A 23,468-nucleotide genomic window follows, 5' to 3' on the forward strand; every position below is an offset into this window, starting at 1 on the left:
TTTCGCCGGACCTGCGTCGCCGACGACCGAGGGAGAAGAACGTGCCGGGTCAGAGCCCTGCCGAGGATTTCCGCCTGACCGACATCCTCGCCGATCCCGACCGCGCCGACCTCGTCGCGCTGTCGTCCGACGGCGCGACGACCACCTACGGCGAGCTCGAACAGCGCGCCGGGCGCACCGCGGCGGCCCTGCGCGACCTCGGCCTCGGGGCCGGGGACCGCGTCGTGTGGATCGGGAAGAACCGGCCGGAGTTCCTGGAGCTGCTCTTCGCCGCGCCACGGATCGGCGCGGTGTCGGTCCCGCTCAACACCCGGCTCACCGAGGCCGATCTGCTGGCGCTCGTCGCCGACGCCCGGGCCGGTCTCGTCGTGCTGGGGCCGGACTTCGCGGGGCTGCGCGATGCGCTCGAGGGGCGCCGGGTCGTCGTCGTGGGGGAGGACCACGCGGACTGGCGTGACGCGGCCGCCGACGTGCTGCCGCCGTCGTCGCCGGCCGGGTCCACCCCGGACGACACCGTGCTGCAGCTCTACACCTCCGGCACCACGGGGCTGCCCAAGGGCGTGCTGCTCGCGCACCGGCAGTTCTCGGCGCTGCTGCTCGCCGCCGGGCACTGGTCGATCGACCCCACCTCGACCGCGCTCGTCGCGATGCCGCTGTTCCACATCGGCGGCGTCGGCTACGCCCTGGTCTGCCTGGCCGCCGGGGCGCGGTGCGTGCTCGTCGCCGACATCGTCCCCGGGCCGCTGCTCGACACGATGTCCGACGAGCGCGTCACGAACGCCTTCCTCGTGCCGGCGGTGCTGCAGATGCTCTCCGCGGTGCCCGGTGCCGCCGACCGCGACTGGTCCGCGCTGCGGTCGATCGCCTACGGCGCCTCGCCGATCACCGTCGGCGCGCTGCGGGCGGTCGTCGACACCTTCCGGGCGCCGCTGTTCCAGGTCTACGGCGCGACCGAGACCACCGGTGCGATCACCCAGCTCGACCCGGCCGACCACGACCCGGACGGCCCCCGGGCGCACCTCATGCGCTCGGCCGGACGGGCGTACCCGTGGGTGCGGCTGACGATCGTGGACCCGGCGACCGGCCGGGAGCTGCCGTCCGGCGAGGTGGGGGAGGTCCGGATCCGGTCCGACCAGGTCACCGCCGGCTACTGGAACCGGCCCGAGGACACCGCGGCCGCGCTCGGCGACGACGCCACGCTGCGCACCGGCGACGGCGGCTACCTCGACGCCGAGGGCTACCTGTTCCTCACCGACCGGATCAAGGACATGATCGTGACCGGCGCGGAGAACGTGTATCCGATCGAGGTGGAGAGCGTGCTGTCCGAGCACCCGGACGTCGCCGACGTCGCGGTGATCGGGGTCCCCGACGAGCGCTGGGGCGAGGCGGTGAAGGCCGTCGTCGTGCCGCGGCCGGGGGCGACGATCGATCCGGACGCCCTCGTCGAGTGGGTCCGGCCGCGGATCGCGGGCTTCAAGCGGCCCCGCTCGGTCGACGTCGTGGAGGCGCTCCCGCGCAACCCGAGCGGCAAGATCCTCAAGCGCGAGCTGCGTGAGACCTACCGCAGGGCCTTCACCTGACCGCAATCGTCGGTTAGCCTCGCCTCAGTACCGGTGAGGGAGGGCTTCCATGTCTCTGCGTCTGCCGACCGGCAGCATCACGGTGCTGCTCGGGCCGTCGGTGCAGCGTCGCCGCATGATGAACCGGCTGGACGACGCGAGCGGCCGGTGTGCCGACGGGCACGACGCCGTGGTCCGCAGGCTGGGGGCCCGCGCGACCGAGTCGGCGGCGGACCGGCTGGCCACCGTCGACGCGGCCCGCCGGGGCCCCACCGCGATGGTCCTCGCCGACCGCCTGACCGACGGTCTCGACGCACACGACCGCAGCACGGTGCTGTCCGCGCTGCGGGCCGTTGCAGCGGACGGGGTCGCCGTCCTCGTCGACGACATCGACCCCGTCGCGGCCCTCGCCGTCGCCGACGGCGCGTTGCGCGTCGACGAGCGTGGCGAGGTCCGGGCGGAGGAGCTGGCCTACTTGGCCTCGTAGGTGAGGCAGTCGGCGGCGTCGGCGCCCGCGCCGATGTTCACCGACGACGCCGTGCACTCGAGCTTCTCGTTGAACCGGCAGTCCGAACGGTGGCAGGCACCGACGAGGCCGTTGCCGCTGCCGCCGCGGAACGAGATCTCGACGAAGGTGCCGCAGTGGGCGTGCTCACCGGAGATCGTGATCGCCCCCGCGCCGCAGCTGGAGTCGGAGTTGTAGGAGCAGCTGGTGGCGGAGCACTGCTGAACCTGGGGCATGTCCTGGGCCGTGGTCATGACGCTCAGGTTGTCGGGGTCGTGCGGTGCGCGCCAGGCAACAGAGGCTCGCCTGACCGGCGGTGCGGGGCGCCTCATTTGCGCCCTCCACCTGGGCGATCGGTGCGGCAAGCGCGGCACCTGTGTGGCGTGAATCACATTGCACGCCCGCCGGACGGGTGATCCGTTTCGGTCACGGAGGTGACCGGCCGGCGACGACACCCGACCGTGCGGTCGCCCGGTGGCGGCGGCCGTCCGTCGCACGGTCCCGCCCGGTGCGACGACGGTGCCGGAGCCGTGCGTGGCCGCCGACCCGCGGTGGGCGATGATCCCCCCGCCGGACCCGCTGGACCGGGCCGGAGAGGGGGGCGACGTGGACGAGGACCTGATGGGCCGGCTCATCCGGTTCGCCGACCTGACCGCCTGGCCGGCGTTCGCGGCGTTCGGGGTGCAGGAGGAGTCGATCGACCGGCTGCTCGCGACGACCGCGGGCCTGGACCCGTCGGCCGTCGCCGGGGTGCGGGCCGGGCTCGCCGGACGGGTCCGCGCCGCGGCGCGGGCGCTGCGGAACGAGCCGCCGGTCGCGGACGGCCTGCACCGGATGGCGCTGCGTCCGGGCGAGCGGATCGTGGTCGTCGGCGACTCCCTGTCCGCCGACCGGCTGAGCTGGGCGCGGCTGTTCGCCGAGCTGGTCCCGATGGTCGAACCGGAGGCCTCGGTCGAGGTGCTCGCGCTGTCCGGGCGGACCAGCTCCGAGGCACTCGCACTGGGCCCGGTCCTGGTCTCCCGGGTGCCGACCCGGGTGCTGGTCATGCTGGGCACCAACGACATCCGCCGGGAGGGCGCGACCACCGGGATCCGGATGGTGTCGATCAGCGAGACGGCCCGGAACCTGCGGGCGCTGCGCCTGCTGCTGGAGACCGAGAGCGGCGCCCGGGTGCGGTTCGTCGTCCCGCCGCCGGTCGACCCCGGACGGGTGGCCGCCACCCGCGAGCTCACCGGCGAGTGGTGGGACCCGGCCGACGTCCCCGGGCTCGTCGCGACGGTCCGGGAGGTCGACCCGGACGCGGTCGACCTGTCCCGGATGCCGATCCGGCCCGACTTCTGGGAGGACGACGGCCTGCACCCCAGCCCGATCGGGCAGGTCGCGATCCTGCGGGCGGTCCTGGCCCGGATCTGACCCGGCACGCTCAGCCGCGCAGCGCGGCGATCGCCGCCCGGGCCGCGGCGGCGACCGCGGCCTCCCCGCGCGCCGTGTCGGCCGGGTCGGCCGGGACGGTGAAAACCGTCAGGACCAGCGGTGCGCCGTCCGGCGGGTGGAGCACCCCGGAGTCGTTGCGCTCCCCGAGCGGCCCGGAGCCGGTCTTGTCGCCGACGGTCCAGCCGGCCGGGACCGCCGCGCGGATCTGCCGGTCGCCGGTGGTGCTCGCCCGCAGCCAGCCGGTCAGCCGGTCGCGCTGCGCGGACGGCAGGGCGTCGCCGAGGACCAGGGTGCGCAGCGTGGCGGCCAGTGCGGCCGGGGTCGAGGTGTCGCGCTCGCCGTCGCGGTCGTTCAGCGCGGTCTCGGACCGGTCGGCGCGGGTGACGCCGTCCCCGGTCGTGCGCAGCCACGCGGTCAGCTCGGCGGGGGATCCGACCTCGCGCAGCAGCAGGTTGTGCGCGGTGTTGTCCGAGACGGTGACGGCGGCCTCGCACAGCCGGCCCACCGTCATCCCCGTCGCCAGGTTCCGGGTGGTGACGGGCGCGTACTCCAGCAGGTCGGCGCGCCCGTAGCGGACCGGGCGGTCGAGCAGGCCGGGCTCGGACAGCGAGCGGTGCAGCACGAAACCGGCCATCAGCGCCTTGACCACCGAGCACATCAGGAAGCGGTCGCCGTCGCGGTGCCCGGCCGCCGCGCCGGTACCGGTGTCGAGCACGTGCACCCCGATCGTGCGGGCGTACTCGCGTTCGACGTCGGCCAGCGCGGGGATCGGCGCGCTCCCGGCGCCCGGGCCGGCCGGGGCGGGCGCCGCGGGTGCGGCCGGTGCCGCCGGCGCGCAGCCGGTCAGCGCGGCGCCGCCCAGTGCGGCACCGGCCAGGAGCAGGGAGCGGCGGGTGATCGTCATGGTCGCACCGTGTCGCATCCGCACCGATAGCGCGAATACAATCGTGCTTCGCGTGTGATAGCCGTTCGATATGGGGCGAGGCCGGTGGACCTGCTGCGGCACCTGACGTTCTTCGTCGCCGTCGCCGAGGAGCGGCACTTCGGGCGGGCCGCCGCCCGGCTCGGGATGACGCAGCCGCCGCTGTCCCAGGGCCTGCGACGGCTGGAAGCCCGGCTCGGCACCCCGCTGTTCGACCGCGGACCCGGCGGCGTCTCCCCGACGGCGGCCGGTCGCGACCTGCTGCCCCGCGCCCGTGCCCTGATCGAGGACGCCGCGGCGCTCGGCCGCGCCGCCGCCCGGCACGCGGAGGCGGCCCGGGTGCTGCGGCTCGGCGTCGTCGCCGACCTCGGCCCGGCCGCCACCGCCCGGCTGGCGGTCCGCGCCGCCGCCGCGACCGGCCTGCGGGTCGCGCCGACCGTGGCGACCACCGTCGCGCTGGTCGACGCGGTGTCGGACGGGACGGTGGACGTCGCCGTCGTCGCGCACCCGACGGTGCTGGAGTCGGCGCGGGCCGGGCCGGTCGTCGCGCTGCCGACCGAGGTCCTGCTGTCCGCAGGCCACCCCGCTGCGGCCGGGCCGGGGCCGGTGGTGCTGCGCACCCTGCGCGGGACGGCGCCGGCCACGGCGCCGCGGGCGCACGCCCCGGCCGCCCACGACCTGCTGCTCGACACCCTCGACGCCCGCGGGTGCCCGGCCGGCCCGGCCGACGCGGCGTCCCCGGCGGAGGCGCTGGCGCTGGTCGCGACCGGCGCCGCGTTCCTCCTCACCGCCGACCCCGGCCTCGCCGGCGACGGTGTGGTCCGCAGGCCGGTGGCGGGGGAACCGGTGCCCTACCGGGTCCGGGTGGTGCACCGCGACGGCGTCCCGGACGGCCTGGTCGGGGCGCTCGCCGACGCGCTGCGGGAGGGCGCGTGACCCCGGCCGCGGAGGTCCGCGCGGTGTTCCGCGACGCCGGGGTGCGCGGCTGGCTGCACGCCCGCCCGGTCACCGGCGACGGGACCCGCCCGACGGCGCGCGAGGTCGGCGTCGGCGCGCACGTGCCGGTCGTGATGGCCTCGGTCTACAAGGTGTTCGTGCTGGTCGCGTACTGCCGGGCGGTCGACGCCGGCACGATCGACCCGCGCGAGCCCGTCGTCGTCCCGGTGCGGCGCACACCCGGGATCACCGGGATCTCCGCGCTGGCCGACCCGGTGACGATGAGCTGGCGGGACCTGGTCACCTCGATGGTGACGGCCTCGGACAACGCCGCGGCCGACGTCGTCCACACCCGGGTGGGGCGCGATCGGGTGGCCGCGCTGCCCGCCGAGCTGGGCCTGGGCGGCACGCGGATCCGGGGCGGCACCGACGACGTGTTCGCCGACCTGCTCGCCGACACCGGCACCGACGACGTCGCCGCGGCCTTCGGGGTGCTCGCCGACAACGACGTCCCCGTCGAGACCCGCGCGCTCAGCCCGGTCTACGGCTCCTCCACCACGGCGGCGGACACCACCGCGCTGCTCGGGATGCTCTGGCGCGGCGAGCTCGCCTCGGACGGGTCCACCGCCTTCGCCCGCCGCGTGCTCGGCGCCCAGATCTGGCCGCACCGGCTGCGTGCCGGGTTCTCCGCGGCCGCGCGGGTGGCGGGCAAGACCGGCACCGTCGGCGCCGTGCGCAACGACGTCGGCGTGGTGACCTACCCCGGGGAGCACCCGGTCGCCGTCGCCGTCTACACCCACGCCGCGCGCAGCGATGCCGCCGTCCCGCGGGCTGACGCGGCGATCGGGGCCGCCGCGCGGGTCGCGGTGCACGCGCTGCGCGCCCCCGCCCTCTGACCCGGTCAGCCGACCGGCAGCCACTCCCGCGCCGCCGCGACCAGCGCCGCGACGCCGACCGACAGCGTCGGCTCGACCACCGGCGCGTAGCGGGGGGAGTGGTTCGACGGCAGCGACGCGGTCCGCTCCCGGATCTCCGCGACGGTGCCCGCGCCCTCGAACGCGGCCGGGTCGGCCCCGCCGAGCAGCCAGTACACGCACGGCACCCCGGCGGCGACGGCGAACCGGCCCACGTCCTCGCTGCCGGTGACCGGCCCCGGGTCGACGACCGGGAGCGGGGTGACCGCGGCCAGTGCGGCCCGGGTGCGCTCGGCGGCGTCGGCGTCGTTGACGACCGGCGGGAAGGACTCCAGCAGCCGGATCTCGGGGTCGCTCGGCGCCCCGGAGGCCGCGGCCTCGCCGCGCACGGTGCGCTCGATCCCGGCGAGCACCCGGTCCCGGACACCCGGGGTGTAGGACCGCACGGTCAGGCCCAGCTCGGCGGAGTCGGGGATGACGTTCTCCTTCGCGCCCGCCCGCAGCATGCCGACGCTGAGCACGGCGGTCTCGGTCGCGGCCACCTCCCGCGGCACGACGGTGTGCAGGCGCAGCACCGTCGCGGCGGCGAGCAGCACCGGGTCGACCGTCGTCTCCGGGCGCGAGCCGTGCCCGCCCGAGCCGTGCAGGGTCACCCGCACGGTGTCGCTGCCCGCGAACGCCGGGCCGGCGGCGAGGGCCAGCAGCCCCGCGGGCAGCGGCGCGACGTGCTGGCCCAGCACGACGTCGGGGGTGCCGAAGCGGGCGAACAGACCGTCGTCGAGCATCGCGTCGGCGCCGGCGCCGAACTCCTCGGCGGGCTGGAACACCACCAGCAGCGTGCCCCGCCAGCTGTCGCGGGCGGCGGCCAGCTCGGCGGCGGCGCCCACCAGACAGGTGACGTGCATGTCGTGCCCGCAGGCGTGGGCGACGGCGGTCTCCTCCCCGTCGCGGCCGACGGCGCGGGCGGTGCTGGCGTAGTCCAGGCCGGTGTCCTCGGCGACCGGCAGCGCGTCCATGTCGGCCCGCAGCAGCGCGGTCGGGCCGTCGCCGTTGTGGAGGACCCCGACGACACCGGTGCGTCCGACCCCCTCGGCGACGTCGTAGCCGGCGTCGCGCAACCGGGCCGCGGCGATGCCCGCGGTGCGGGTCTCGGCGAAGGACAGCTCCGGGTGACGGTGCAGGTCGCGGTACAGGTCGGCGAGTTCGGCGCTGCTCACCCGAGTGAACCTAGGCGGCAGGTGCCAGAAGTGGCTGGGCCGGACGAGGTCCCTCCGATGCCGTCACACGGACCGGTGAATCCGCCATCCCAGGGACAACCACGGGACCGGTCGAGTTAACCCCTTGTTCAAGGGGGCCCTATCATTCGCTCATGGCGCAACCTTTCGGGACGAGCCGGTGACCCTCGAGGAGACACGGCGCGGCGCACCTGCCGCGGCCGACCGCTGGCGCGGCCTGGCCGTGTTCGTCGTGCGATCGGCGGCCGCGCCCCTGCTCGACGAGGCCGTCGCCGGTGTCGCCCGCGGGCTGGAGATCCTCGACGTCGTCGTCCTGGACGACGCGCAGGTCGCCCGGGTCCGCGGCACACTGCCCGCGCCGGCGTCGCGCCCGGTCCCGTCCGGTGCGCCGTACGCCCTGATCGTGGCCTGCGACGTCGTCGCCCCGGTCGGGACGTCGGGCGTGCGGGCGGTCGCCGACCGGGTCGCCGCCGTCCTGGACTACACCGACAAGCGTGTCCTGCGCCGCGTCCCGCCGCGCGAGCACTACCTGCCGGTGCAGGCGTCGTCGTCGCCGGAGCACGCCCTCGCCCTGCTCGACGCGCTCGGCGACCCGGGGATCCTGCACCGCATCGCCGGACCGGTCGAGGACCTCGGCCGCCGGTGCGCGATGCCCTTCCCGGTCGTGCGGATGCTCGGCGGCACCTCGCCCGGGTTCCGTGCCCGCGTCGCGCTGGTCCACCACCCGGTGCACGGGCCGTCGGTGTGCAAGGTGTTCCGGCCCGGGGCGCACGAGGCCTACGACCGCGAGCTGCGGGCCCGCCTCGACCTCGGCGACCTTCCCGAGGTCCCGGAGCTGCTCGAGCACGGCCCGAACTGGCTGCTCACCCCGTTCTACGGCGACACCGGCCGGCACGTCGTGCGCCGGCTGCCCGGCGAGCTCGCCCAGCTGCGCCCTGAGGTCGTGCGGACGCTGCTGCGGTTCTGCCGCGACCTGCACGAGCGCGGCCGCTTCGTGCTCGACCTGTCCCCGCACAACCTCGTGTGGGACGAGCGGGCCGGGCTCAAGGTCCTCGACCTGGAGTTCGTCCTCGAGTACCCGGGCGAGCCGCCGGCGTGGTCGGACTGCTGGAGCCTGCGTGGCGTGCCGCCTGCCTACCGGGCGTCGGTGGAGGGGCTGCCCGACCTGGTCCTGACCCGTGGTGTCGGCAACTCGGTGTTCCACCCGGCGATCTCCGGGATGCGCCGCGCCCGGCTGCTCGCCGAGCCGCGCCGGGGCGAGGCCGCGCACAGCGGGGCCACCCAGCTCGCCTGGTTCAGCGCCCTCGGTACCGTCGGGCGGTTGCATCCCGCACTCCGCGGGAAGCGGCACTGACGGCGCGTCCCCCGACGCGCCGACCCGCCCCGACGACCGGAGGACCCGCGTGACCGGACCCGGTGGCGACCTGCCCGAGGACCCGACCCGGCCGCTGCGGCCCGTGCCCCCGGAGCCCGCACCGGCCCCCGGCCCGCCGGGTGCGGCGGGTCCGTCGGGGTCGTCCGGGTCGTCGCTGACCGCGCGGACCGCGCGCGGGTTCGCGTGGGCGTTCACCGGCACCGTCGGACAGGCGGTGCTGCAGATCGGCGCCACCGTCGCGCTGGCCCGGCTGCTCACCCCGGAGGAGTTCGGTGCGGCCGCGGCCGCGCTGCTGATCGTCGGGCTGACCCAGCTGGTCACCCAGCTCGGCGTCGCCGCCTCCCTGGTGCACCGCGAGGACCTCGACGACCGCGACGTGACGGCGGCGTTCTGGTTCTCGGTGCTGGTCGCGGCGGCGTTCGCCGCGGTGCTGGCCCTCGGCTCGCCGGTGATCAGCCCGCTCGTCGGGCTCCCGGCCGACTCCGCGCTGCTGCCGCTGCTGTCGATCGCGCTGCTGTTCGCGGGGGCCTCGGCGACCCCGCTCGGCCTGCTCCAGCGCGACCTGCGGTTCCGTTCGATGGCGACGGTCGACCTGCTCGCGGCGGGCCCCGCGCTGATCGGGGTCAGCGTCGTCCTGGCCGCGGCCGGGTTCGGCGCCTCCGCGCTCGCGTTCGGCGAGATCGCCGCCGCCGTCGCCAAGTGCGCGGGCTACCTCGCGCTGACCCGGCCGCGGTTCCGCCCCGAGGGGCCCACCGCGAGCTGGGGCCGGCTGCGGCCGCTGCTCGGCTACGGCGCCGGGTTCTCCATCGCCCAGCTCGGCAACTGGTTCGCGCTCAACGCCGACAAGCTCGTCGTCGCCAACGCCCTGGGCACCGGTCCGCTCGGTGTCTACGGCCGTGCCTACAACCTGCTCTCCGAACCCGCGAACATCATCGGTGGCGCCGCCGACAAGGCACTGTTCCCGGCGATGGCCCGGGTCCGCGACGACGGCCCCCGCCTGCGCGCCGCCTACGTGCGCAGCGCGAGCCTGGTCGCGCTGGTCACCGCGCCGGCCGCGGTGCTGCTCTGCGTGCTCGCCCCCGAGGTCGTCCGGGTGCTGCTCGGGGCGCAGTGGGACGCCGTCGTGCCGCTGGTGCAGCTGTTCGCGCTGGTCCTGCTGCCGCGCACCTCGTACAAGATCAGCACCTCGCTGACCCGGGCCACCGGCGCCGTCTACCGGGCGGCCTGGCGGCAGTGGCTCTACGCCGGCTACGTCGTCGTGCTCACCGTGACCGGCGGGCTGCTGTGGGGCCTGGTCGGCGTCGCGGCCGGGGCGTCGCTGGCGATCGTCGTCCACTTCCTGGTGATGCTGCAGTTCTCCGCACGCGTCTCGCCCGGCCTGATGGGGGCGGTGCTGCGGATGTACGTCAAGCACGTCCCGGCGCTGGTGCTGACCGTGGCCGCGACCTGGGGCGTGGCGGTGCTGGTCCGCCCGCTCGGGATCGACCTGGTGACCCTGGCCGCCGCGGCCCTGGCCGGCGGGGTCGCGTCGGTCGGCACGCTGGTCGTGCTGCGCGCCCGCTTCGCCGCCGAGCTGTCGGTGGTGCGGAGCCTGCGCGGGGGCGGCGCGCCGCGCGGGCCGAGGCCGGACCGCCCGGCCGACGCGGCCGCCCCGGCGGCGACCGGGGGCCGTCGTCGCCTCCCCGACGACGCCACCGTGCAGCTGCCCGTCGTCGGTCGCGGGGACGCGCCCCGCGCCGTGGGACACCCGGCCGACCGTCGCTGAGCCGACGGCCTGCCCCGGAGCGGGGCGGCGTCCGGGTCCGCCGCACGCGTGCGCGGCCGCCGCACCGGCCGCGCCGGCGGAGTGAGGCCGGGCACCCGTCGTCGCGCCGGGTTGTGCCCCGCCCCCCGCCGACGGAAGTCTCGACGGTTCGACCGCGTCCCGGAGATCCCGGGACGCGCAGAGGGAACTGAGGTGCTCATGGAGCGCGTAGGCGTCGTCGGCTGCGGTCAGATGGGATCCGGGATCGCGGAGGTCGCGGCACGGGCCGGGTACGGGGTGCGGGTCGTCGAGACCTCCGCCGCCGCGGTGGAGGCGGGCCGGGCCCGCCTGGAGTCGTCGCTGGCCCGGGCGGAGAAGCGCGGCCGGATCGACTCCGCCGAGGAGGTTCTGGCCCGCCTCGAGGTCGTCGAGGGGCTGGACGCGCTGGCAGACCGGGAGCTCGTCGTCGAGGCGATCGCCGAGGACGAGGCGCTCAAGACCGGCGTCTTCCGGGAGCTGGACCGGCTCGTCACCGACACCGGCGCGGTGCTGGCGTCGAACACGTCGTCCATCCCGATCATGAAGCTCGCGGTGGCGACGAAGCGTCCCGAGCAGGTCGTCGGCATCCACTTCTTCAACCCGGTGCCGGTGCTGTCGCTGGTCGAGCTCGTCCCGAGCCTGATGACCTCCGAGGACACCCTGGTCCGGGCGCGGAGCTTCGTCTCCGACGGTCTGGGCAAGAAGGCGATCGACTGCCAGGACCGCGCCGGCTTCGTCGTCAACGCGCTGCTGGTGCCGTTCCTGCTGTCGGCGATCCGGATGATGGAGTCCGGCTTCGCCACCGCCGAGGACATCGACGAGGGACTGGTCCGCGGCTGTGCGCACCCGCAGGGCCCGCTCGCGCTGTCCGACCTGATCGGCCTGGACACCGTGCAGGCCGTCGCGGAGTCGATGTACGCGGAGTTCAAGGAGCCGCTGTACGCGCCGCCGCCGCTGCTGGCCCGCATGGTCGACGCCGGCCTGCTCGGCAAGAAGACCGGGCGGGGCTTCCACACCTACGCCTGACCGGGCGTCCCGGGGGGCGCGATTGTGCTCCCCGGGACAACGTCAGTGCTCCCGGTGCCAAGACCGGCGCGCGGCGGGCGACCAGTCTCGTGGGTGACGCCATCCCACCACGAGGCGAGGAGCACCCATGACCGCGACGCACGAGGCCCCGGCCACGCCGCTGACCGAGAAGGTGGTCAAGGCCGCCTGTCCCCAGGACTGCCCGGACACCTGCGCGATGCTGGTGACGGTCGACGGCTCGGGGACGGCGACCTCGGTCGTCGGCGACCCGGACCACCCGTACACCAACGGCGGCCTCTGCGTGAAGGTCAACAACTACCTCGACCGCGTGTACGACCCGGGCCGTGTGCTGTTCCCGATGCGCCGGACCGGGCCCAAGGGCAGCGGCCGCTTCGAGCGGATCACCTGGGACGACGCCGTCACCGAGATCGCCACCCGCTTCACGGCCATCGCCGCCGAGCACGGTCCCGAGGCGATCATGCCGGTCAGCTACCTGGGCACCCAGGGCATCCTGAACGGCCTCAACGTCGGCGACCCCTTCTTCGCGAAGCTGGGCGCCACCGTCGCCGAGCGCACCTACTGCGACTCCGGCTCCTGCACCGCCTACGCCATGACCATCGGCGACACCGCCGGGGTGGACCCGGAGAGCCTCGTGCACTCCACGTTCATCCTGGTGTGGGCCTGCAACATCATGAGCACCAACCTGCACCTCTGGCCCTACATCGCGAAGGCGAAGAAGAACGGCGCGAAGGTCGTGGTCGTCGACCCGGTCCGCACCCGCACCGCGGCCGCGGCCGACCAGCACATCCCGATCCGCCCCGGTACCGACGGCGCACTCGCGCTGGCCATGGCACACGTGATCATCGTCGAGGGCCTCACCGACGACGACTACATCGCGAACCACACCGTCGGCTACGACGAGTTCGCCGAGCGCGTCTCCCGCTACACCCCCGAGTGGGCCGAGACCGAGACCGGCGTGCCCGCCGAGACCATCCGGGTGCTCGCCCGCGAGTACGCCGGTGCGCAGCCGTCGGTCATCCGGATCGGCGTCGCCGTCGAGCGGCACGCCGGCGGCGGCCAGACCGTGCGCGCCCTGTCCTGCCTGCCCGGCCTCGTCGGCGCCTGGCGCAGGCCCGGCGGCGGCATCCTGCAGCTGCCGCTGTGGGCGTTCCCCGTCAACTGGGGCGCCTTCATGCACCCGGAGATGCTCACCCCCGGCACCCGGGTCGTCAACCAGTACCGGCTCGGCGCCGCCCTGGCCGGTGACCTGCCGGCCGGCCCGCCGATCAAGGGCCTGATGGTCTACAACTCCAACCCGGTCGTCACCACGCCCGACCAGGACCGGCTGATCACGGGCCTGGAGCGCGAGGACCTGTTCACCGTCGTGTCGGAGCAGTTCATGACCGACACCGCGGAGTACGCCGACATCGTCCTGCCGGCCACGACGCAGCTCGAGCAGGACGACATCATGTTCTCCTGGGGCCACCTGTTCGTGACCTACAACCACCGGTCCATCGAGCCGCTGGGCGAGGCCGTCCCGAACACCGAGATGTTCCGCAGGCTCGCCGCCGCGATGGGCTTCGACGACCCGGTCTTCCGGCGCACCGACTCCGAGATGATCGCCGAGGCGTTCGACTGGTCCCACCCGCACATGGAGGGGATCACCGTCGAGTCGCTGAAGGAGAAGGGCTGGCAGCGGCTCAACGTGGCCCCGCCGGAGGCCTACGCCCCGCACGCCGAGGGGAACTTCCCGACGCCGTCGGGCAAGGCCGAGTTCGTCTCCGCCGCGGCGGCGGGCGGCAACTTCGTCGTCCCGCTGTTCCGGCAGGGTTCCAACGACCACCAGCCGGGCCAGCCGGTCGACCCGCTGCCGCACTACATCCCACCGCGCGAGTCCGCCGCGGCCGACCCGGAGCTCGCCGCCCGCTACCCGCTCAACCTGCTCACGCCCAAGTCGCACGCGTTCCTGAACTCGAGCTTCGGCAGCCACGAGTTCCACCGCCGCGTCGCGAACGAGCACACCCTGATCATCCACCCGGACGACGCCGCCGCCCGCGGCATCGCCGAGGGGGCGCCGGTGCGGGTGTTCAACGACCGGGGCGAGTTCACCGTCGTCGCGTCCCTGCAGGACACCGTGTCCCGCGGGGTCGTGGTGAGCCCGATGGGCGGCTGGCGCAAGAACTCCAAGGCCGGCACCACCCTGGCCGCGGTCAACCCGACCGTGTTCGGCGACCTGGGCAACGCGCCCACGTTCTCCGACACGCTCGTCGAGGTCGAGACCGCCTGAGCCGCACGGCCCGGCCGGATCGCCCTTCTCGGCCCGGCCGGGCCGTGCCCCACCCCGACCGTCCACATCGGAGGAAAGACTCGTGGCCTACGTCGTCACCGAGGCCTGCATCGACATCCAGGACCGCTCCTGCATGGAGGAGTGTCCGGTCGACTGCATCTACCCCGGCGAGCGGATGATGTACATCCACCCCGACGAGTGCGTCGACTGCGGCAAGTGCATGCCCGCGTGCCCCAGTGAGGCCATCCACTGGGAGCACAGGATGCCCCCGGAGCACCAGGACTTCGTCGAGGCCAACGCGCTGTTCGTGCGCGAGCAGGGCTTCTCCGGCGGCGGCGAGGACGCCGATCCCGCCGACGGCGACCACCCGATCGTCGCGCAGCGGAGGCCACGATGAGCGGCGAGCTCACCGCCGACCTGGTCGTCGTCGGCGCCGGGCCGACCGGGCTCTACGCCACGTACTACGCGGGCTTCCGCGGGCTGTCCGTGGTCGTCGTCGACGCGCTCGACCAGCTGGGCGGGCAGATGTCGGTGCTCTACCCGGAGAAGCCGGTGTTCGACGTCGCGGGCTTCCCCCGGGTCCGGGCGCAGGACCTGGTCGACTCCCTGGTCGAGCAGGCAGCCCTGGCCGAGCCGACCTACCTGCTCGGGCACGACGCCGTGGAGCTGGAGCAGTTCGACGACGGCGTCGCCGTCACCACCGACCGCGGCGTGCGGGTCCGGGCGGGTGCGCTGCTGGTCACCGGCGGCATGGGCCGGTTCACCCCGCGCCCGCTGCCCGCGGGCGGCGAGTTCGTCGGGCGCGGGCTGCGCTACGCGGTGCCGCGCCCGGCCGATCTGACGGGCACGGACGTGCTGATCGTCGGCGGCGGGGACTCCGCGGTGGACTGGGCGCTGTGCCTGGAGCCGCTGGCCGCCTCGGTGACCCTGGTGCACCGCCGGGACGCCTTCCGCGCGCACGAGCGCAGCGTGACCGAGCTGCGCGCCTCGTCGGTGCGGATCCTGACCCCCTACGAGGTGCACGACGTCCGCGGCGACGGCCGCGTCTCCGAGGTCGACGTGTCCGGCCCGGACGGCGTCGAGACCCTGCGGGTCGACGAGATCGTCGCCGCGCTGGGGTTCAAGGCCGACCTCGCGGCGCTGTCGAGCTGGGGGATCGGGATGAGCCGCCGGCACATCGCCGTCGACCGGTCGATGCGCACGACGCTGCCCCGGGTGTTCGCGGCCGGGGACATCACCGACTTCGAGGGCAAGGTCCGGCTGATCTCGGTCGGTTTCGGCGAGGCCGCGCTGGCGGTCAACAACCTCGTTCCGCTGGTGCGGCGCGACCTCCCGGTGGTGCCCGGACACTCGAGCGACGCGGCATGACCGGCGCGGCGCCCGATCGGTCCGGGGTGGGGCGGGCCCCCGGCAGCACCGGCGCGGCGATGATCGGACACCCCCGCACGTGCGGGCGCACCACCACGGTGCACCAGGCCCGGGAGGTGTTCCGCGACGACCACGTGCACGCGCTGCTCCTCGTCGACCGGGGTGTGCTGCTGGCTGTGGTGGAGCGCGGCGACCTCGCCGGCCGTCCCGCCGCGGCGCCGGTCCGCTGGCTCGGCACGCTGGCCGGGCGCACCGTCGCCCCCACCGCGCCGGCGACCGCGACGCGCGACCGGATGCGGGCCGAGGGGCGCAGGCGGCTCGCCGTCGTCGACGGGCACGGCCGGTTGCTCGGTCTGCTCTGCCTCAAGCGGTCCGGGGCCGGCTTCTGTACGGACGAGGGGGTGCGGGCCCGGGCGGCCGAGCGGGCCGCGCGACGATCTCCTCACATCGGAGCAACACGTCCGTGATGTCCACGTGCGATGCTCGGGTATGGCATTGGTCACGATCGACACCACCACCGTGGCCGAGACCGACCGGCTGGACTTCTGGCGCGCGACGGTGTGCGACCAGTTCGTCGCGCTGGACGTGACACCGTCCACCACCGGGTTGGTCTCCGGACGGGTCACCGCCTCGTCGGTGGCCGGCACGCATCTGCGGCGGATCTCCTCGGTTCCACACCGCTTCGACAGGACGGTAGGCCAGGTTCGCGCCGCAGACGAGGACTATCTGCAGATCGCGCTGGCCCGCCGTGGCCGCACACTCGTCGCACAGGACGGGCGGGAGGCGGTGATCGGCCCCGGCGAGTTCGTGATCTACGACAGCAGCAGGCCGTTCACCTTCGTCACCACCGACAGCTTCGAGTACCAGGTCTGCCTGCATCCCAAGAGCGCGCTGCCGCTGTCCCGGGCGGAGATGGCCGAGGCCACCGCGGTCGCCCTCGACGGCCGTCGCGGCGTCGGCGCGATGCTGCCGCCGCTGCTGTCCTCGCTGGACCGGGCGATCGGCGACGACGTCCCCGTGGCCGCGCAGGAGGCCGTCGCACGGACCATCGGGGACGTGTTCGTCGCGCTGGTCCGCAGCACCGTGCCCGCGTCCGCGCCGGAGAACCTGCACGTCGCGCGGGCCCGCGGGCACATCCGCGAGCACATCGCCGACCGTGACCTCGACCCCGCGGGTGTCGCCGCCGCCTGCGCGATCTCGGTGAGCTACCTGCACAAGCTGTTCGCCGAGGAGGGCACCACGGTGGCCGGGGCCATCCGCGAGGAACGCCTGCAGGGCGCGTGGACCGACCTGCGCCGGCCGGAGTCCGCCCACGTCGGGGTAGGCGCGATCGGCGCGCGATAGGGCATGCCGGACCCGGCGGCGTTCAGCCGGGCCTTCCGGAACCGGTTCGGGCGGTCCCCCAAGGCGCACCGCGAGTCCTGATGGCCGGCCGGGCGGGGAGGGTCCGCCCGGCCGCTCCGTTCAGATCCGCTGTTCGCCGAGGAACCCGGTGACCAGCTTCGTCAGGTCCTCGGGCCGCTCCAGGTGCATGCAGTGGCTGGACCCCGGCCCGGTGACCAGCTCGAACCGGGCGCCCGGGATGCGCTCGGCCACCGCGCGGGACTGCCAGTGCGGGGTCAGCAGGTCCTGCTCGCCGACCACGACCAGCGTCGGTGCCGTAATCGCGTCCAGCCGGTCGAGGGTGTCGTGCACGAGGTCGGCGTCCCACTGCTCGACGGTCACCTGCATCTGCGCCTCGTCCTGCGGGAACGCCGGCAGCAGCGCCTCCAGCAGGGCGCCCACGTTCGGGTCGTCGAGGGCCTGTGGGGAGAACGCGAGCCCCGACGCGGCCAGTGCGGACTCCATGTCACGGTGCACGTAGGGCAGGCGCAGCGCGGTGAGCACTGCGCGCTGGAAGCCGTCGGTGCGGCCCCAGGTGCCGTAGAGGACCTGCGAGGCGACCTGCTCGGGGCGGGCCAGCGCCATCTCCTGTGCGACGGCCGAGCCCAGCGACCAGCCGAGCAGGTGCGCGCGCGGGATCTCCAGGGCGTCGAGCAGCGCGGAGGTGTCGGCGGCCATCGAGCCGACCGTGATCGGCCCGGAGCCGCGGTCGCTGCCGCCCAGCCCCCGGTTGTCGACGGTGATGACCCGATGGGTCTGGGCCAGCCGGTGCGCGAGCTCGCCCCACAGCGGGATCGCGCCGGACGTACCCATGATCATGAGCAGGGGGTCGCCGTCGCCTGCGGTCTCGTAGTTCAGCTCGACGCCGGTGGACACGGGGATGCGGGGCACGGTGGTTCTCCTCGGGGTGTGCGGTCGGTCAGGGTCAGCGGTACTGCAGGCCGTCGTCGAGGTCGGCCTTCGGCAGCTCGACCCGGTCGACGTCGTGCTCGTGCATGTGGGTCCAGGGCTCGCGGTCGCCCTGCCCGAACATGCGGTGCTGGGAGCGTCCGATGTAGCCGGGGTTGAAGTTGTCCTCCGAGACCCACGGCAGCCGTGGCATGTCGGCGTCCTGGGCCCGCAGCGTGGGCACGACGACCCGGTCCCCCCGCTCGTCCATGCGCGCCAGGATGCGGCCGATCAGGTCGTTGACCAGGTCGATCCGCAGCGTCCAGCTGTGCCGGAAGTACCCGAAGGCGTAGGCCATGTTCGGGATGTCGCTGATCATCAGACCGCGCCAGGTGACGTGCCGGGTGAAGTCGACCGGCTCGCCGTCGACGGTGAAGGGGATGTCGCCGAACACCGCCAGGTCGAAGCCCGTCGCGGTGACGACGACGTCGGCCTCGATCACCTCGCCGGAGGAGACCTGCACGCCCTTCTCGGTGAACTCGGAGATGGTGTCGGTGACGACCGAGGCCTTCCCCTCGCGCATCGCGGCGAAGAAGTCGCCGTCGGGCACGAACGCGATGCGCTGCTGCCACGGCCGGTAGCGGGGGACGAAGTGCTTCTCGACGTCGGTGCCCTCGGGCAGCAGCGGCCGGATGGACTCGACCAGGAACTCGTGCAGCGCGTCCGGGTCGTCGCGGCCGGTGGTCGCCAGCCAGTCGAGCTGCTGGACGTAGGTGCGGCGCAGGATCTCGTGGGTCCACTCGCCGGGCAGGTCGAGCGGCTCCAGCATCGTCGCGAGCTCGTGCACGGTCGGCGCCGGGAACCAGTACGACGGCGAGCGCTGCAGCATCGTCACGTGCCCGGCGGTCGCGGCCGTCGCCGGGACGACCGTCGCCGCGGTCGCGCCGGATCCGATGACCAGCACCTTCTTCCCCGTGACGTCGAGGTCCGACGGCCAGGACTGCGGGTGCACGACCGTCCCGGCGAAGCGCTCGGTGCCCGGCCACTCCGGGGTGTAGGGCTCGTCGTGGTTGTAGTAGCCCTGGCACATCCACAGGAACGACGCGGTCATCCGCAGGGTCTCGCCGGTGTCGGTGCGCGTGACGTCCGCGGTCCAGAGGTTCTCCTCCGAGGACCAGCTCAGCGCGGTGACGCGGTGGTGGTAGCGGATGTGCCCGGCGAGGTCGTCCTCGTCGATGACCTCGCGGAGGTAGGACAGGATCTCCCCGCCCGCTGCGATCGACGGTCCCTTCCACGGCTTGTGCCGGTAGCCGTAGGTGAACAGGTCGCTGTCCGAGCGGGCACCCGGGAAGCGGTGCGTCCACCAGGTCCCACCGGGGGCGTCCTGGGCCTCCAGCAGCACGAAGCTCCGCTCCGGGAACTCCTCCCGCAGCCGGTGCGCGGCGCCGATGCCGGACACCCCGGCCCCGACGATCAGGACGTCGACGTGCTCGGTGGTCGTGGCGGCCATGTGTCCTCCGGGTGTGGGTGTGACGACGGTCTCCCGACGCTAGGACGATCGGTCGGTTCCTCGGGTGTCCGAACTTCGGACACCGGCGGGTGTTGACCGGTGACGCATCATGTGAGGACGAGCACAGAGAGGTGCGTCGATGGGGGATCTGCTCGCACGCCGCCGCGAGCTCGTGTCCGCGCGGGCCGAGCTGCTCGACCGGCCCGACGTCGCGTTGCCCGGCGTGCCCGGCCACGTCGTCGCGTCGTGGCGGCGCAGCATCGCGGGCGGGGTGGACCCGGCGATGATCGTGAACCGGTTCCACCCCGACCTCGACACCGGCTCCCGGCTGGTCCGCTGCGCGCGCCCGGTGATGGAGCAACTGGTCGAGCAGGTCGCCGGGATCGGGGTGTGCGTCGCGCTCACCGACCACCGGGCCCGGCTGCTGGTGCGGCTGGACACCGACGCGGTGATCGCCCGGTCCGCGGACGTCAACGCGTTCGCCGCCGGGTTCGGCTACGCCGAGGGCGCGGTGGGCACCAACGGGGTCGGGACCGTGCTGGAGTCCGGCCGGCCGGTGCACATCGTCGGCGCCGAGCACTTCGTCGAGCAGCTCCACGACTACGCCTGCGCCGGCGCCCCGGTGCGCGACCCGGCGACCGGGCGGATCGAGGCGGTACTCGACCTGTCCTGCCGCGCCGAGCACTCCTCGCCGCTGCTGCTGTCGCTGGTGCGCTCCGCGGCCGCGCGCATCTCCGACGCCCTGCTGCACGACCGCGACCCCGCCCAGCAGGCCCTGTTCGACGCCTACGCCCGCACCGAGTCCCGCACCCGGCGGGCGGTGCTCGCCGTCGGGCGCCGCACGGTGCTGGCGAACACCGCGATGCAGACCCTGCTCGACGCGGGCGACCACGCCGCGCTCACCGACCACGCCCGGTTCCTGCTGCTCCGCGGCCCCGGCGTCGACGACCGGGTGGACCTGCCGTCGGGGACGCGGGCGCGGCTGCGCGGCGCGGTCGTCCCGGTCGGCGGGTCGGTCGCCGGCCTGGTGGCGGTGGTGACGCTGCTGCGCGAGCCCGACGGCGGCGGCCCCGCCGGACCGGTCGCGGCGACCCCGCGGTCCGACGCCGGCGGGGTGAGCCCGGCCTGGCGGGCGGCGCGGGCCGCCGTCGCCCGGGCGCTGGGGGCGGGGGAACCGCTGCTGGTCACCGGCGAGCCCGGCTCCGGCCGGGCGCGGCTGGTCACGGACTCCTGGCCCGGCCCGGTCGTCGAGGTCGGCCCGGACGACGACGGCGCCGATCTCGAGGACCGCGTCCGGCGGGCCGGGCGGCGGGCGCTGGTGCTGCTGCGCGACCTCGACCGGCGCGACGCCGGGATGCCGCCCGCCGTCGCGCGCGGGGGTCTGCCGACGGCCGGCACCCGCGCGGACACCGCCGTCCCCGACCCCGTCCGCGACGCCGTGCTGGCCCGGTTCCGGGTGTCGGTGCCGGTCCCGCCGCTGCGCGGCCGCCCCGGCGACCTCCCCGGTCTGGTCGCCGCGCTGCTCGCCGAGCTCGCCCCCGGTCGCGACGTGCGGCTGTCCGCCGGGGCGCTGCGGACGGTGAGCAGGCATCCGTGGCCGGGGAACGTGACCGAGCTGCGCGACGCGCTGACCGCGGCCCTGGGCCGGCGGCCGGTGGGCGTGGTCGAGGCGACCGACCTGCCCGAGTCCTGCCAGAGCGCGCCGTCCGGGACGTTGCGGGCGGTGGACCGCGCCGAGCGGGACGCGATCGTCGCCGCGCTGCGCGACACCGACGGGAACCGGGCCGCCGCGGCCGCGGCGCTGGGGGTGGCCCGGTCGACGCTCTACCGGAAGATCGCGCAGTACCGGATCACGGACTGAGCGGGCCGCATCACCCCGTCAGGAACGCGGTCAGCTCCCGCGCCACCTCCTCGGGGCGCTCCTCGGGCAGGTAGTGGTCGGCGTCCAGGGCCGTCCCGTGCACGTCCGTGGCGTAGCCGGCCCACACCGCGGGGACGTCGTAGGACCGCCCGACGAAGGAGTGCGTGCCCCACAGCGCCAGCAGCGGCGCGGTCACCCGTCGGCCGGCGTCCACGCCGTCGTGGACGCGGTCGATCCCGGCCGCGGCGCGGTAGTCGGCGCACGACGCGGCGATCGCGGCCGGGTCGGCGAAGCAGCGGACGTACTCGGCGACGGCGCGGTCGTCGAACGGGGTGCCGCCGTGGTGGCGCGACCGCATCCGGGCGGTGATCCAGAACTCCGGGTCGCCCCCGATGAGCCGCTCCGGGATCCCGGCCGGGGCGGTGAGGAAGAACCAGTGCCAGTAGCCCAGCCCGAAGCCGGCGTCGGCGGTGTCGAACGCGTGCCGAGTCGGGACGATGTCGAGCACCGCCAGCGCCGACACCGCGTCCGGTGCGTCGAGGGCCAGCCGGTGCGCGACCCGGCCGCCGCGGTCGTGCCCGGCGACGGCGAACCGGTCGAACCCCAGCTCCCGCATGACGGCGAGCTGGTCGGCGGCCATGGCACGCTTGGCGTAGGCGGCGTCGTCCGGACCCGGGGGCGGCTTGGCGCTGTCGCCGTAGCCGCGCAGGTCGGTCGCGACGACGGTGAACCGGTCGGCGAGCAACGGCGCGACCCGGTGCCAGATCGCGTGGGTCTGCGGGTAGCCGTGCAGGAGCAGCAGCGGCGGCCCGGATCCGCCGGTCACGGTGTGCACCGCCGTCCCCGCCGCGTCGACCGTGCGGGCGGTGAACGGGGCGGGCAGCAGGGTCCGCGGGCTCATCGCGCCGGACCCCCGTGGGCTGGGGTAGGACGGGCGGCATGCCGCTGCCGAGCCCCGTGCCGACCGACCCCGTGCCGACCGACCCCGAGCCGACCGACCCCGTGCGACCCGGCGCCGCGCTGCCGGACACCGTCCTGCTCTGGGACGCCGACGAGGTCGCCGACCCGCCCCCGGAGCCCTGCTGCCTGGCGGGGACCGCGCCGGGCGACCGGGCCGCGGTCTACCGCACCGGGCCGGGCGGCGGCGTGACGGCGCTGTTCGCGTTCACCGGTCCCGCCGAGCCGCACCCCGGGGGACGGCACGCGGCGGGCGTCGTCGTGCCGGTCGGACGGCCGGTGCCGCGGGCCGAGCTGCTGGCCGACCCGGTGCTCGCGCCGGTGTTCCGGCACCTGCGCGGCCGTCGCAGGCTGCCGCCCGACGCGGCCCGTCGCCTGGTCGCGCTCCTCGCGGGCTGAGCCGCGACGCCCTGCCGCCGGGGCGCGCCGGCCGGGTCGGGACGGGCTCATCCCCGCACGACCTCGGCGATCGCCGCGCCCAGCTCGGCGGTCGTCGCGGTGCCGCCCAGGTCCGGGGTGACGGTCGCGCCGCCCCGCCCGACGACGTCCTCGACCGCGGCCAGCACGGCCGCCGCGGCCTCGTGCTCGCCGAGGTGCTCCAGCATCATCGACCCGCACCAGATCTGGCCGACCGGGTTCGCGACGCCCTTCCCGGCGATGTCCGGTGCGGACCCGTGCACCGGCTCGAACAGGCTCGGGAACTCCCGCTCCGGGTTGATGTTCGCGCTCGGCGCGATGCCGATCGTCCCGGTGCAGGCCGGCCCGAGGTCGGACAGGATGTCGCCGAACAGGTTGCTGGCGACCACGACGTCGAAGCGCTCCGGGCTCATCACGAACCGCGCCGCCAGGATGTCGATGTGGGAGGAGTCGACGTCGACGTCGGGGTACTGCGCCGCCATCGCCGCGACCCGCTCGTCCCAGTACGGCATGGTGATCGCGATGCCGTTGGACTTCGTCGCCGAGGTCAGGTGCCGGTTCGGGTGCCGCCGCGCGAGCTCGAAGGCGTAGCGCAGGATCCGGTCGACGCCGGTGCGCGTCATGACGGTCTCCTGGATCACGATCTCGCGGTCGGTGCCGGAGAACATCCGCCCGCCCACCGACGAGTACTCGCCCTCGGTGTTCTCCCGGACGATCAGCATGTCGATGTCGCCGGGAGAGCGGCCGGCGAGCGGGGCGGCGACGCCGGGCAGCAGCCGGGCCGGGCGCAGGTTGACGTACTGGTCGAAGCGGCGGCGGAACTGCAGCAGGCTGCCCCACAGCGACACGTGGTCGGGCAGCACCTCCGGCCACCCCACGGCGCCGAAGAACAACGCGTCGAAGCCGCGCAGCTGCTCGAACCAGTCCCCGGGCAGCATCGTGCCGTGCTCGAGCCAGTGGTCGGCGCTCGCGAAGCCGAACTCGGTGAACTCCAGCCCGATCCCGAACCGCTCCGCGGCCGCGGTCAGCACGCGGACGCCCTCCGGGACGACCTCCTTGCCGATCCCGTCGCCCGGGATGACGGCGATGCGGTGCGCGGTCATGTCGT

At 75.0% G+C, this 23,468-nt stretch carries 22 protein-coding genes; 15 read left to right on the top strand and 7 right to left on the bottom strand.

The window, feature by feature from the left end; genetic code table 11:
* Nucleotides 1-41 precede the first annotated feature (41 nt).
* On the top strand, nt 42-1,580 hold the full coding sequence (locus ZF1_RS03270) for a long-chain-fatty-acid--CoA ligase (RefSeq protein ID WP_482636415.1): 1,539 nt from the start codon (nt 42-44) through the stop codon (nt 1,578-1,580).
* Nucleotides 1,581-1,629: 49 nt separating this feature from the next.
* Complete coding sequence (locus tag ZF1_RS03275) at nt 1,630-2,046, top strand: hypothetical protein (RefSeq protein WP_346109212.1); 417 nt, start codon at nt 1,630-1,632, stop codon at nt 2,044-2,046.
* Here the strand turns inward: ZF1_RS03275 and ZF1_RS03280 are convergent.
* On the bottom strand, nt 2,031-2,318 hold the full coding sequence (locus ZF1_RS03280) for a DUF1540 domain-containing protein (RefSeq protein ID WP_062399966.1): 288 nt from the start codon (nt 2,316-2,318) through the stop codon (nt 2,031-2,033). The genes ZF1_RS03275 and ZF1_RS03280 overlap by 16 nt on opposite strands.
* A gap of 220 nt (nt 2,319-2,538) precedes the next feature.
* On the opposite strand from ZF1_RS03280, the gene ZF1_RS03285 reads away from it, so the two are divergent.
* Nucleotides 2,539-3,477 carry an SGNH/GDSL hydrolase family protein gene (locus tag ZF1_RS03285; RefSeq protein WP_346864657.1) on the top strand — a complete coding sequence of 313 codons (939 nt, stop codon included), beginning with the start codon at nt 2,539-2,541 and terminating at the stop codon, nt 3,475-3,477.
* A gap of 10 nt (nt 3,478-3,487) precedes the next feature.
* Here the strand turns inward: ZF1_RS03285 and bla are convergent, their stop codons facing one another.
* A complete protein-coding gene (gene bla / locus ZF1_RS03290; protein WP_482636416.1) occupies nt 3,488-4,402 on the bottom strand; it encodes a class A beta-lactamase in 915 nt (304 codons plus the stop codon).
* A gap of 84 nt (nt 4,403-4,486) precedes the next feature.
* Between bla and ZF1_RS03295 the strand changes: the two genes are divergently transcribed.
* Together ZF1_RS03295 and ZF1_RS03300 are read left to right on the top strand one after the other, a co-directional pair.
* Nucleotides 4,487-5,356 carry a LysR family transcriptional regulator gene (locus ZF1_RS03295; RefSeq protein WP_062399970.1) on the top strand — a complete coding sequence of 290 codons (870 nt, stop codon included), beginning with the start codon at nt 4,487-4,489 and terminating at the stop codon, nt 5,354-5,356.
* Nucleotides 5,353-6,252 carry a serine hydrolase gene (locus ZF1_RS03300; protein WP_482636417.1) on the top strand — a complete coding sequence of 300 codons (900 nt, stop codon included), beginning with the start codon at nt 5,353-5,355 and terminating at the stop codon, nt 6,250-6,252. The genes ZF1_RS03295 and ZF1_RS03300 overlap by 4 nt, the downstream gene beginning before the upstream one ends.
* A gap of 5 nt (nt 6,253-6,257) precedes the next feature.
* Here ZF1_RS03300 and ZF1_RS03305 read toward each other — a convergent pair whose 3' ends face one another.
* Nucleotides 6,258-7,487: an amidohydrolase gene (locus tag ZF1_RS03305; RefSeq protein WP_482636418.1), complete on the bottom strand. Its 1,230-nt coding sequence runs from the start codon at nt 7,485-7,487 to the stop codon at nt 6,258-6,260.
* A 178-nt stretch (nt 7,488-7,665) separates the two neighbouring features.
* Between ZF1_RS03305 and ZF1_RS03310 the strand changes: the two genes are divergently transcribed.
* The 8 genes from ZF1_RS03310 to ZF1_RS03345 all read left to right on the top strand — a co-directional run bounded on the left by ZF1_RS03310 (nt 7,666) and on the right by ZF1_RS03345 (nt 16,688).
* On the top strand, nt 7,666-8,859 hold the full coding sequence (locus tag ZF1_RS03310; protein WP_405419640.1) for a hypothetical protein: 1,194 nt from the start codon (nt 7,666-7,668) through the stop codon (nt 8,857-8,859).
* Nucleotides 8,860-8,908: 49 nt separating this feature from the next.
* Complete coding sequence (locus ZF1_RS03315) at nt 8,909-10,645, top strand: lipopolysaccharide biosynthesis protein (protein WP_482636419.1); 1,737 nt, start codon at nt 8,909-8,911, stop codon at nt 10,643-10,645.
* A 198-nt stretch (nt 10,646-10,843) separates the two neighbouring features.
* Nucleotides 10,844-11,689, top strand: coding sequence for a 3-hydroxybutyryl-CoA dehydrogenase (locus ZF1_RS03320; RefSeq protein WP_476653775.1), 846 nt, complete (start codon nt 10,844-10,846; stop codon nt 11,687-11,689).
* 127 nt (nt 11,690-11,816) lie between these two features.
* Nucleotides 11,817-13,976, top strand: coding sequence for a molybdopterin-containing oxidoreductase family protein (locus tag ZF1_RS03325; RefSeq protein WP_482636420.1), 2,160 nt, complete (start codon nt 11,817-11,819; stop codon nt 13,974-13,976).
* Between the two features lie 82 nt (nt 13,977-14,058).
* Nucleotides 14,059-14,373: a ferredoxin gene (gene fdxA, locus ZF1_RS03330; protein WP_405419633.1), complete on the top strand. Its 315-nt coding sequence runs from the start codon at nt 14,059-14,061 to the stop codon at nt 14,371-14,373.
* Nucleotides 14,370-15,344 carry an NAD(P)/FAD-dependent oxidoreductase gene (locus ZF1_RS03335; protein WP_482636421.1) on the top strand — a complete coding sequence of 325 codons (975 nt, stop codon included), beginning with the start codon at nt 14,370-14,372 and terminating at the stop codon, nt 15,342-15,344. The genes fdxA and ZF1_RS03335 overlap by 4 nt, the downstream gene beginning before the upstream one ends.
* Nucleotides 15,341-15,811, top strand: a complete 471-nt coding sequence (locus ZF1_RS03340; RefSeq protein ID WP_482636422.1) for a CBS domain-containing protein — start codon at nt 15,341-15,343, stop codon at nt 15,809-15,811. Before ZF1_RS03335 ends, ZF1_RS03340 begins: the two co-directional genes overlap by 4 nt.
* Before the next feature lie 22 nt (nt 15,812-15,833).
* On the top strand, nt 15,834-16,688 hold the full coding sequence (locus ZF1_RS03345) for an AraC-like ligand-binding domain-containing protein (RefSeq protein ID WP_482636423.1): 855 nt from the start codon (nt 15,834-15,836) through the stop codon (nt 16,686-16,688).
* Between the two features lie 120 nt (nt 16,689-16,808).
* On the opposite strand, the gene ZF1_RS03350 is transcribed toward ZF1_RS03345, so the two are convergent.
* Nucleotides 16,809-17,618 (bottom strand): alpha/beta fold hydrolase, encoded by an 810-nt coding sequence (locus ZF1_RS03350; RefSeq protein ID WP_073577504.1) that lies wholly within the window; start codon nt 17,616-17,618, stop codon nt 16,809-16,811.
* Between the two features lie 34 nt (nt 17,619-17,652).
* On the bottom strand, nt 17,653-19,125 hold the full coding sequence (locus ZF1_RS03355) for a flavin-containing monooxygenase (protein WP_482636424.1): 1,473 nt from the start codon (nt 19,123-19,125) through the stop codon (nt 17,653-17,655).
* Between the two features lie 139 nt (nt 19,126-19,264).
* On the opposite strand from ZF1_RS03355, the gene ZF1_RS03360 reads away from it, so the two are divergent.
* The gene (locus ZF1_RS03360) at nt 19,265-20,986 is read left to right on the top strand and encodes a sigma-54-dependent Fis family transcriptional regulator (RefSeq protein WP_482636425.1); all 1,722 of its coding nucleotides are present in this window, start codon (nt 19,265-19,267) and stop codon (nt 20,984-20,986) included.
* A gap of 10 nt (nt 20,987-20,996) precedes the next feature.
* Here ZF1_RS03360 and ZF1_RS03365 read toward each other — a convergent pair whose 3' ends face one another.
* Nucleotides 20,997-21,887 (bottom strand): alpha/beta fold hydrolase, encoded by an 891-nt coding sequence (locus tag ZF1_RS03365; protein WP_405419613.1) that lies wholly within the window; start codon nt 21,885-21,887, stop codon nt 20,997-20,999.
* 38 nt (nt 21,888-21,925) lie between these two features.
* Between ZF1_RS03365 and ZF1_RS03370 the strand changes: the two genes are divergently transcribed.
* Nucleotides 21,926-22,342 carry a hypothetical protein gene (locus ZF1_RS03370; protein WP_476653781.1) on the top strand — a complete coding sequence of 139 codons (417 nt, stop codon included), beginning with the start codon at nt 21,926-21,928 and terminating at the stop codon, nt 22,340-22,342.
* 47 nt (nt 22,343-22,389) lie between these two features.
* Here ZF1_RS03370 and ZF1_RS03375 read toward each other — a convergent pair whose 3' ends face one another.
* A complete protein-coding gene (locus tag ZF1_RS03375) occupies nt 22,390-23,463 on the bottom strand; it encodes a tartrate dehydrogenase (RefSeq protein WP_405419610.1) in 1,074 nt (357 codons plus the stop codon).
* Nucleotides 23,464-23,468: the final 5 nt, after the last annotated feature.

The sequence above is a fragment of the Pseudonocardia sp. ZF1 genome (assembly GCF_056835605.1).

Coding starts and splice junctions, on each gene's coding strand:
- ZF1_RS03375 (WP_405419610.1), bottom strand. CDS start 23,463: ATGACCGCGCACCGCATCGCCGTCATCCCGGGCGACGGGATCGGCAAG.
- ZF1_RS03355 (WP_482636424.1), bottom strand. CDS start 19,125: ATGGCCGCCACGACCACCGAGCACGTCGACGTCCTGATCGTCGGGGCC.
- ZF1_RS03325 (WP_482636420.1), top strand. CDS start 11,817: ATGACCGCGACGCACGAGGCCCCGGCCACGCCGCTGACCGAGAAGGTG.
- ZF1_RS03370 (WP_476653781.1), top strand. CDS start 21,926: ATGCCGCTGCCGAGCCCCGTGCCGACCGACCCCGTGCCGACCGACCCC.
- ZF1_RS03320 (WP_476653775.1), top strand. CDS start 10,844: ATGGAGCGCGTAGGCGTCGTCGGCTGCGGTCAGATGGGATCCGGGATC.
- ZF1_RS03340 (WP_482636422.1), top strand. CDS start 15,341: ATGACCGGCGCGGCGCCCGATCGGTCCGGGGTGGGGCGGGCCCCCGGC.
- ZF1_RS03365 (WP_405419613.1), bottom strand. CDS start 21,887: ATGAGCCCGCGGACCCTGCTGCCCGCCCCGTTCACCGCCCGCACGGTC.
- ZF1_RS03335 (WP_482636421.1), top strand. CDS start 14,370: ATGAGCGGCGAGCTCACCGCCGACCTGGTCGTCGTCGGCGCCGGGCCG.
- bla (WP_482636416.1), bottom strand. CDS start 4,402: ATGACGATCACCCGCCGCTCCCTGCTCCTGGCCGGTGCCGCACTGGGC.
- ZF1_RS03280 (WP_062399966.1), bottom strand. CDS start 2,318: ATGACCACGGCCCAGGACATGCCCCAGGTTCAGCAGTGCTCCGCCACC.
- ZF1_RS03360 (WP_482636425.1), top strand. CDS start 19,265: ATGGGGGATCTGCTCGCACGCCGCCGCGAGCTCGTGTCCGCGCGGGCC.
- ZF1_RS03275 (WP_346109212.1), top strand. CDS start 1,630: ATGTCTCTGCGTCTGCCGACCGGCAGCATCACGGTGCTGCTCGGGCCG.
- ZF1_RS03345 (WP_482636423.1), top strand. CDS start 15,834: ATGGCATTGGTCACGATCGACACCACCACCGTGGCCGAGACCGACCGG.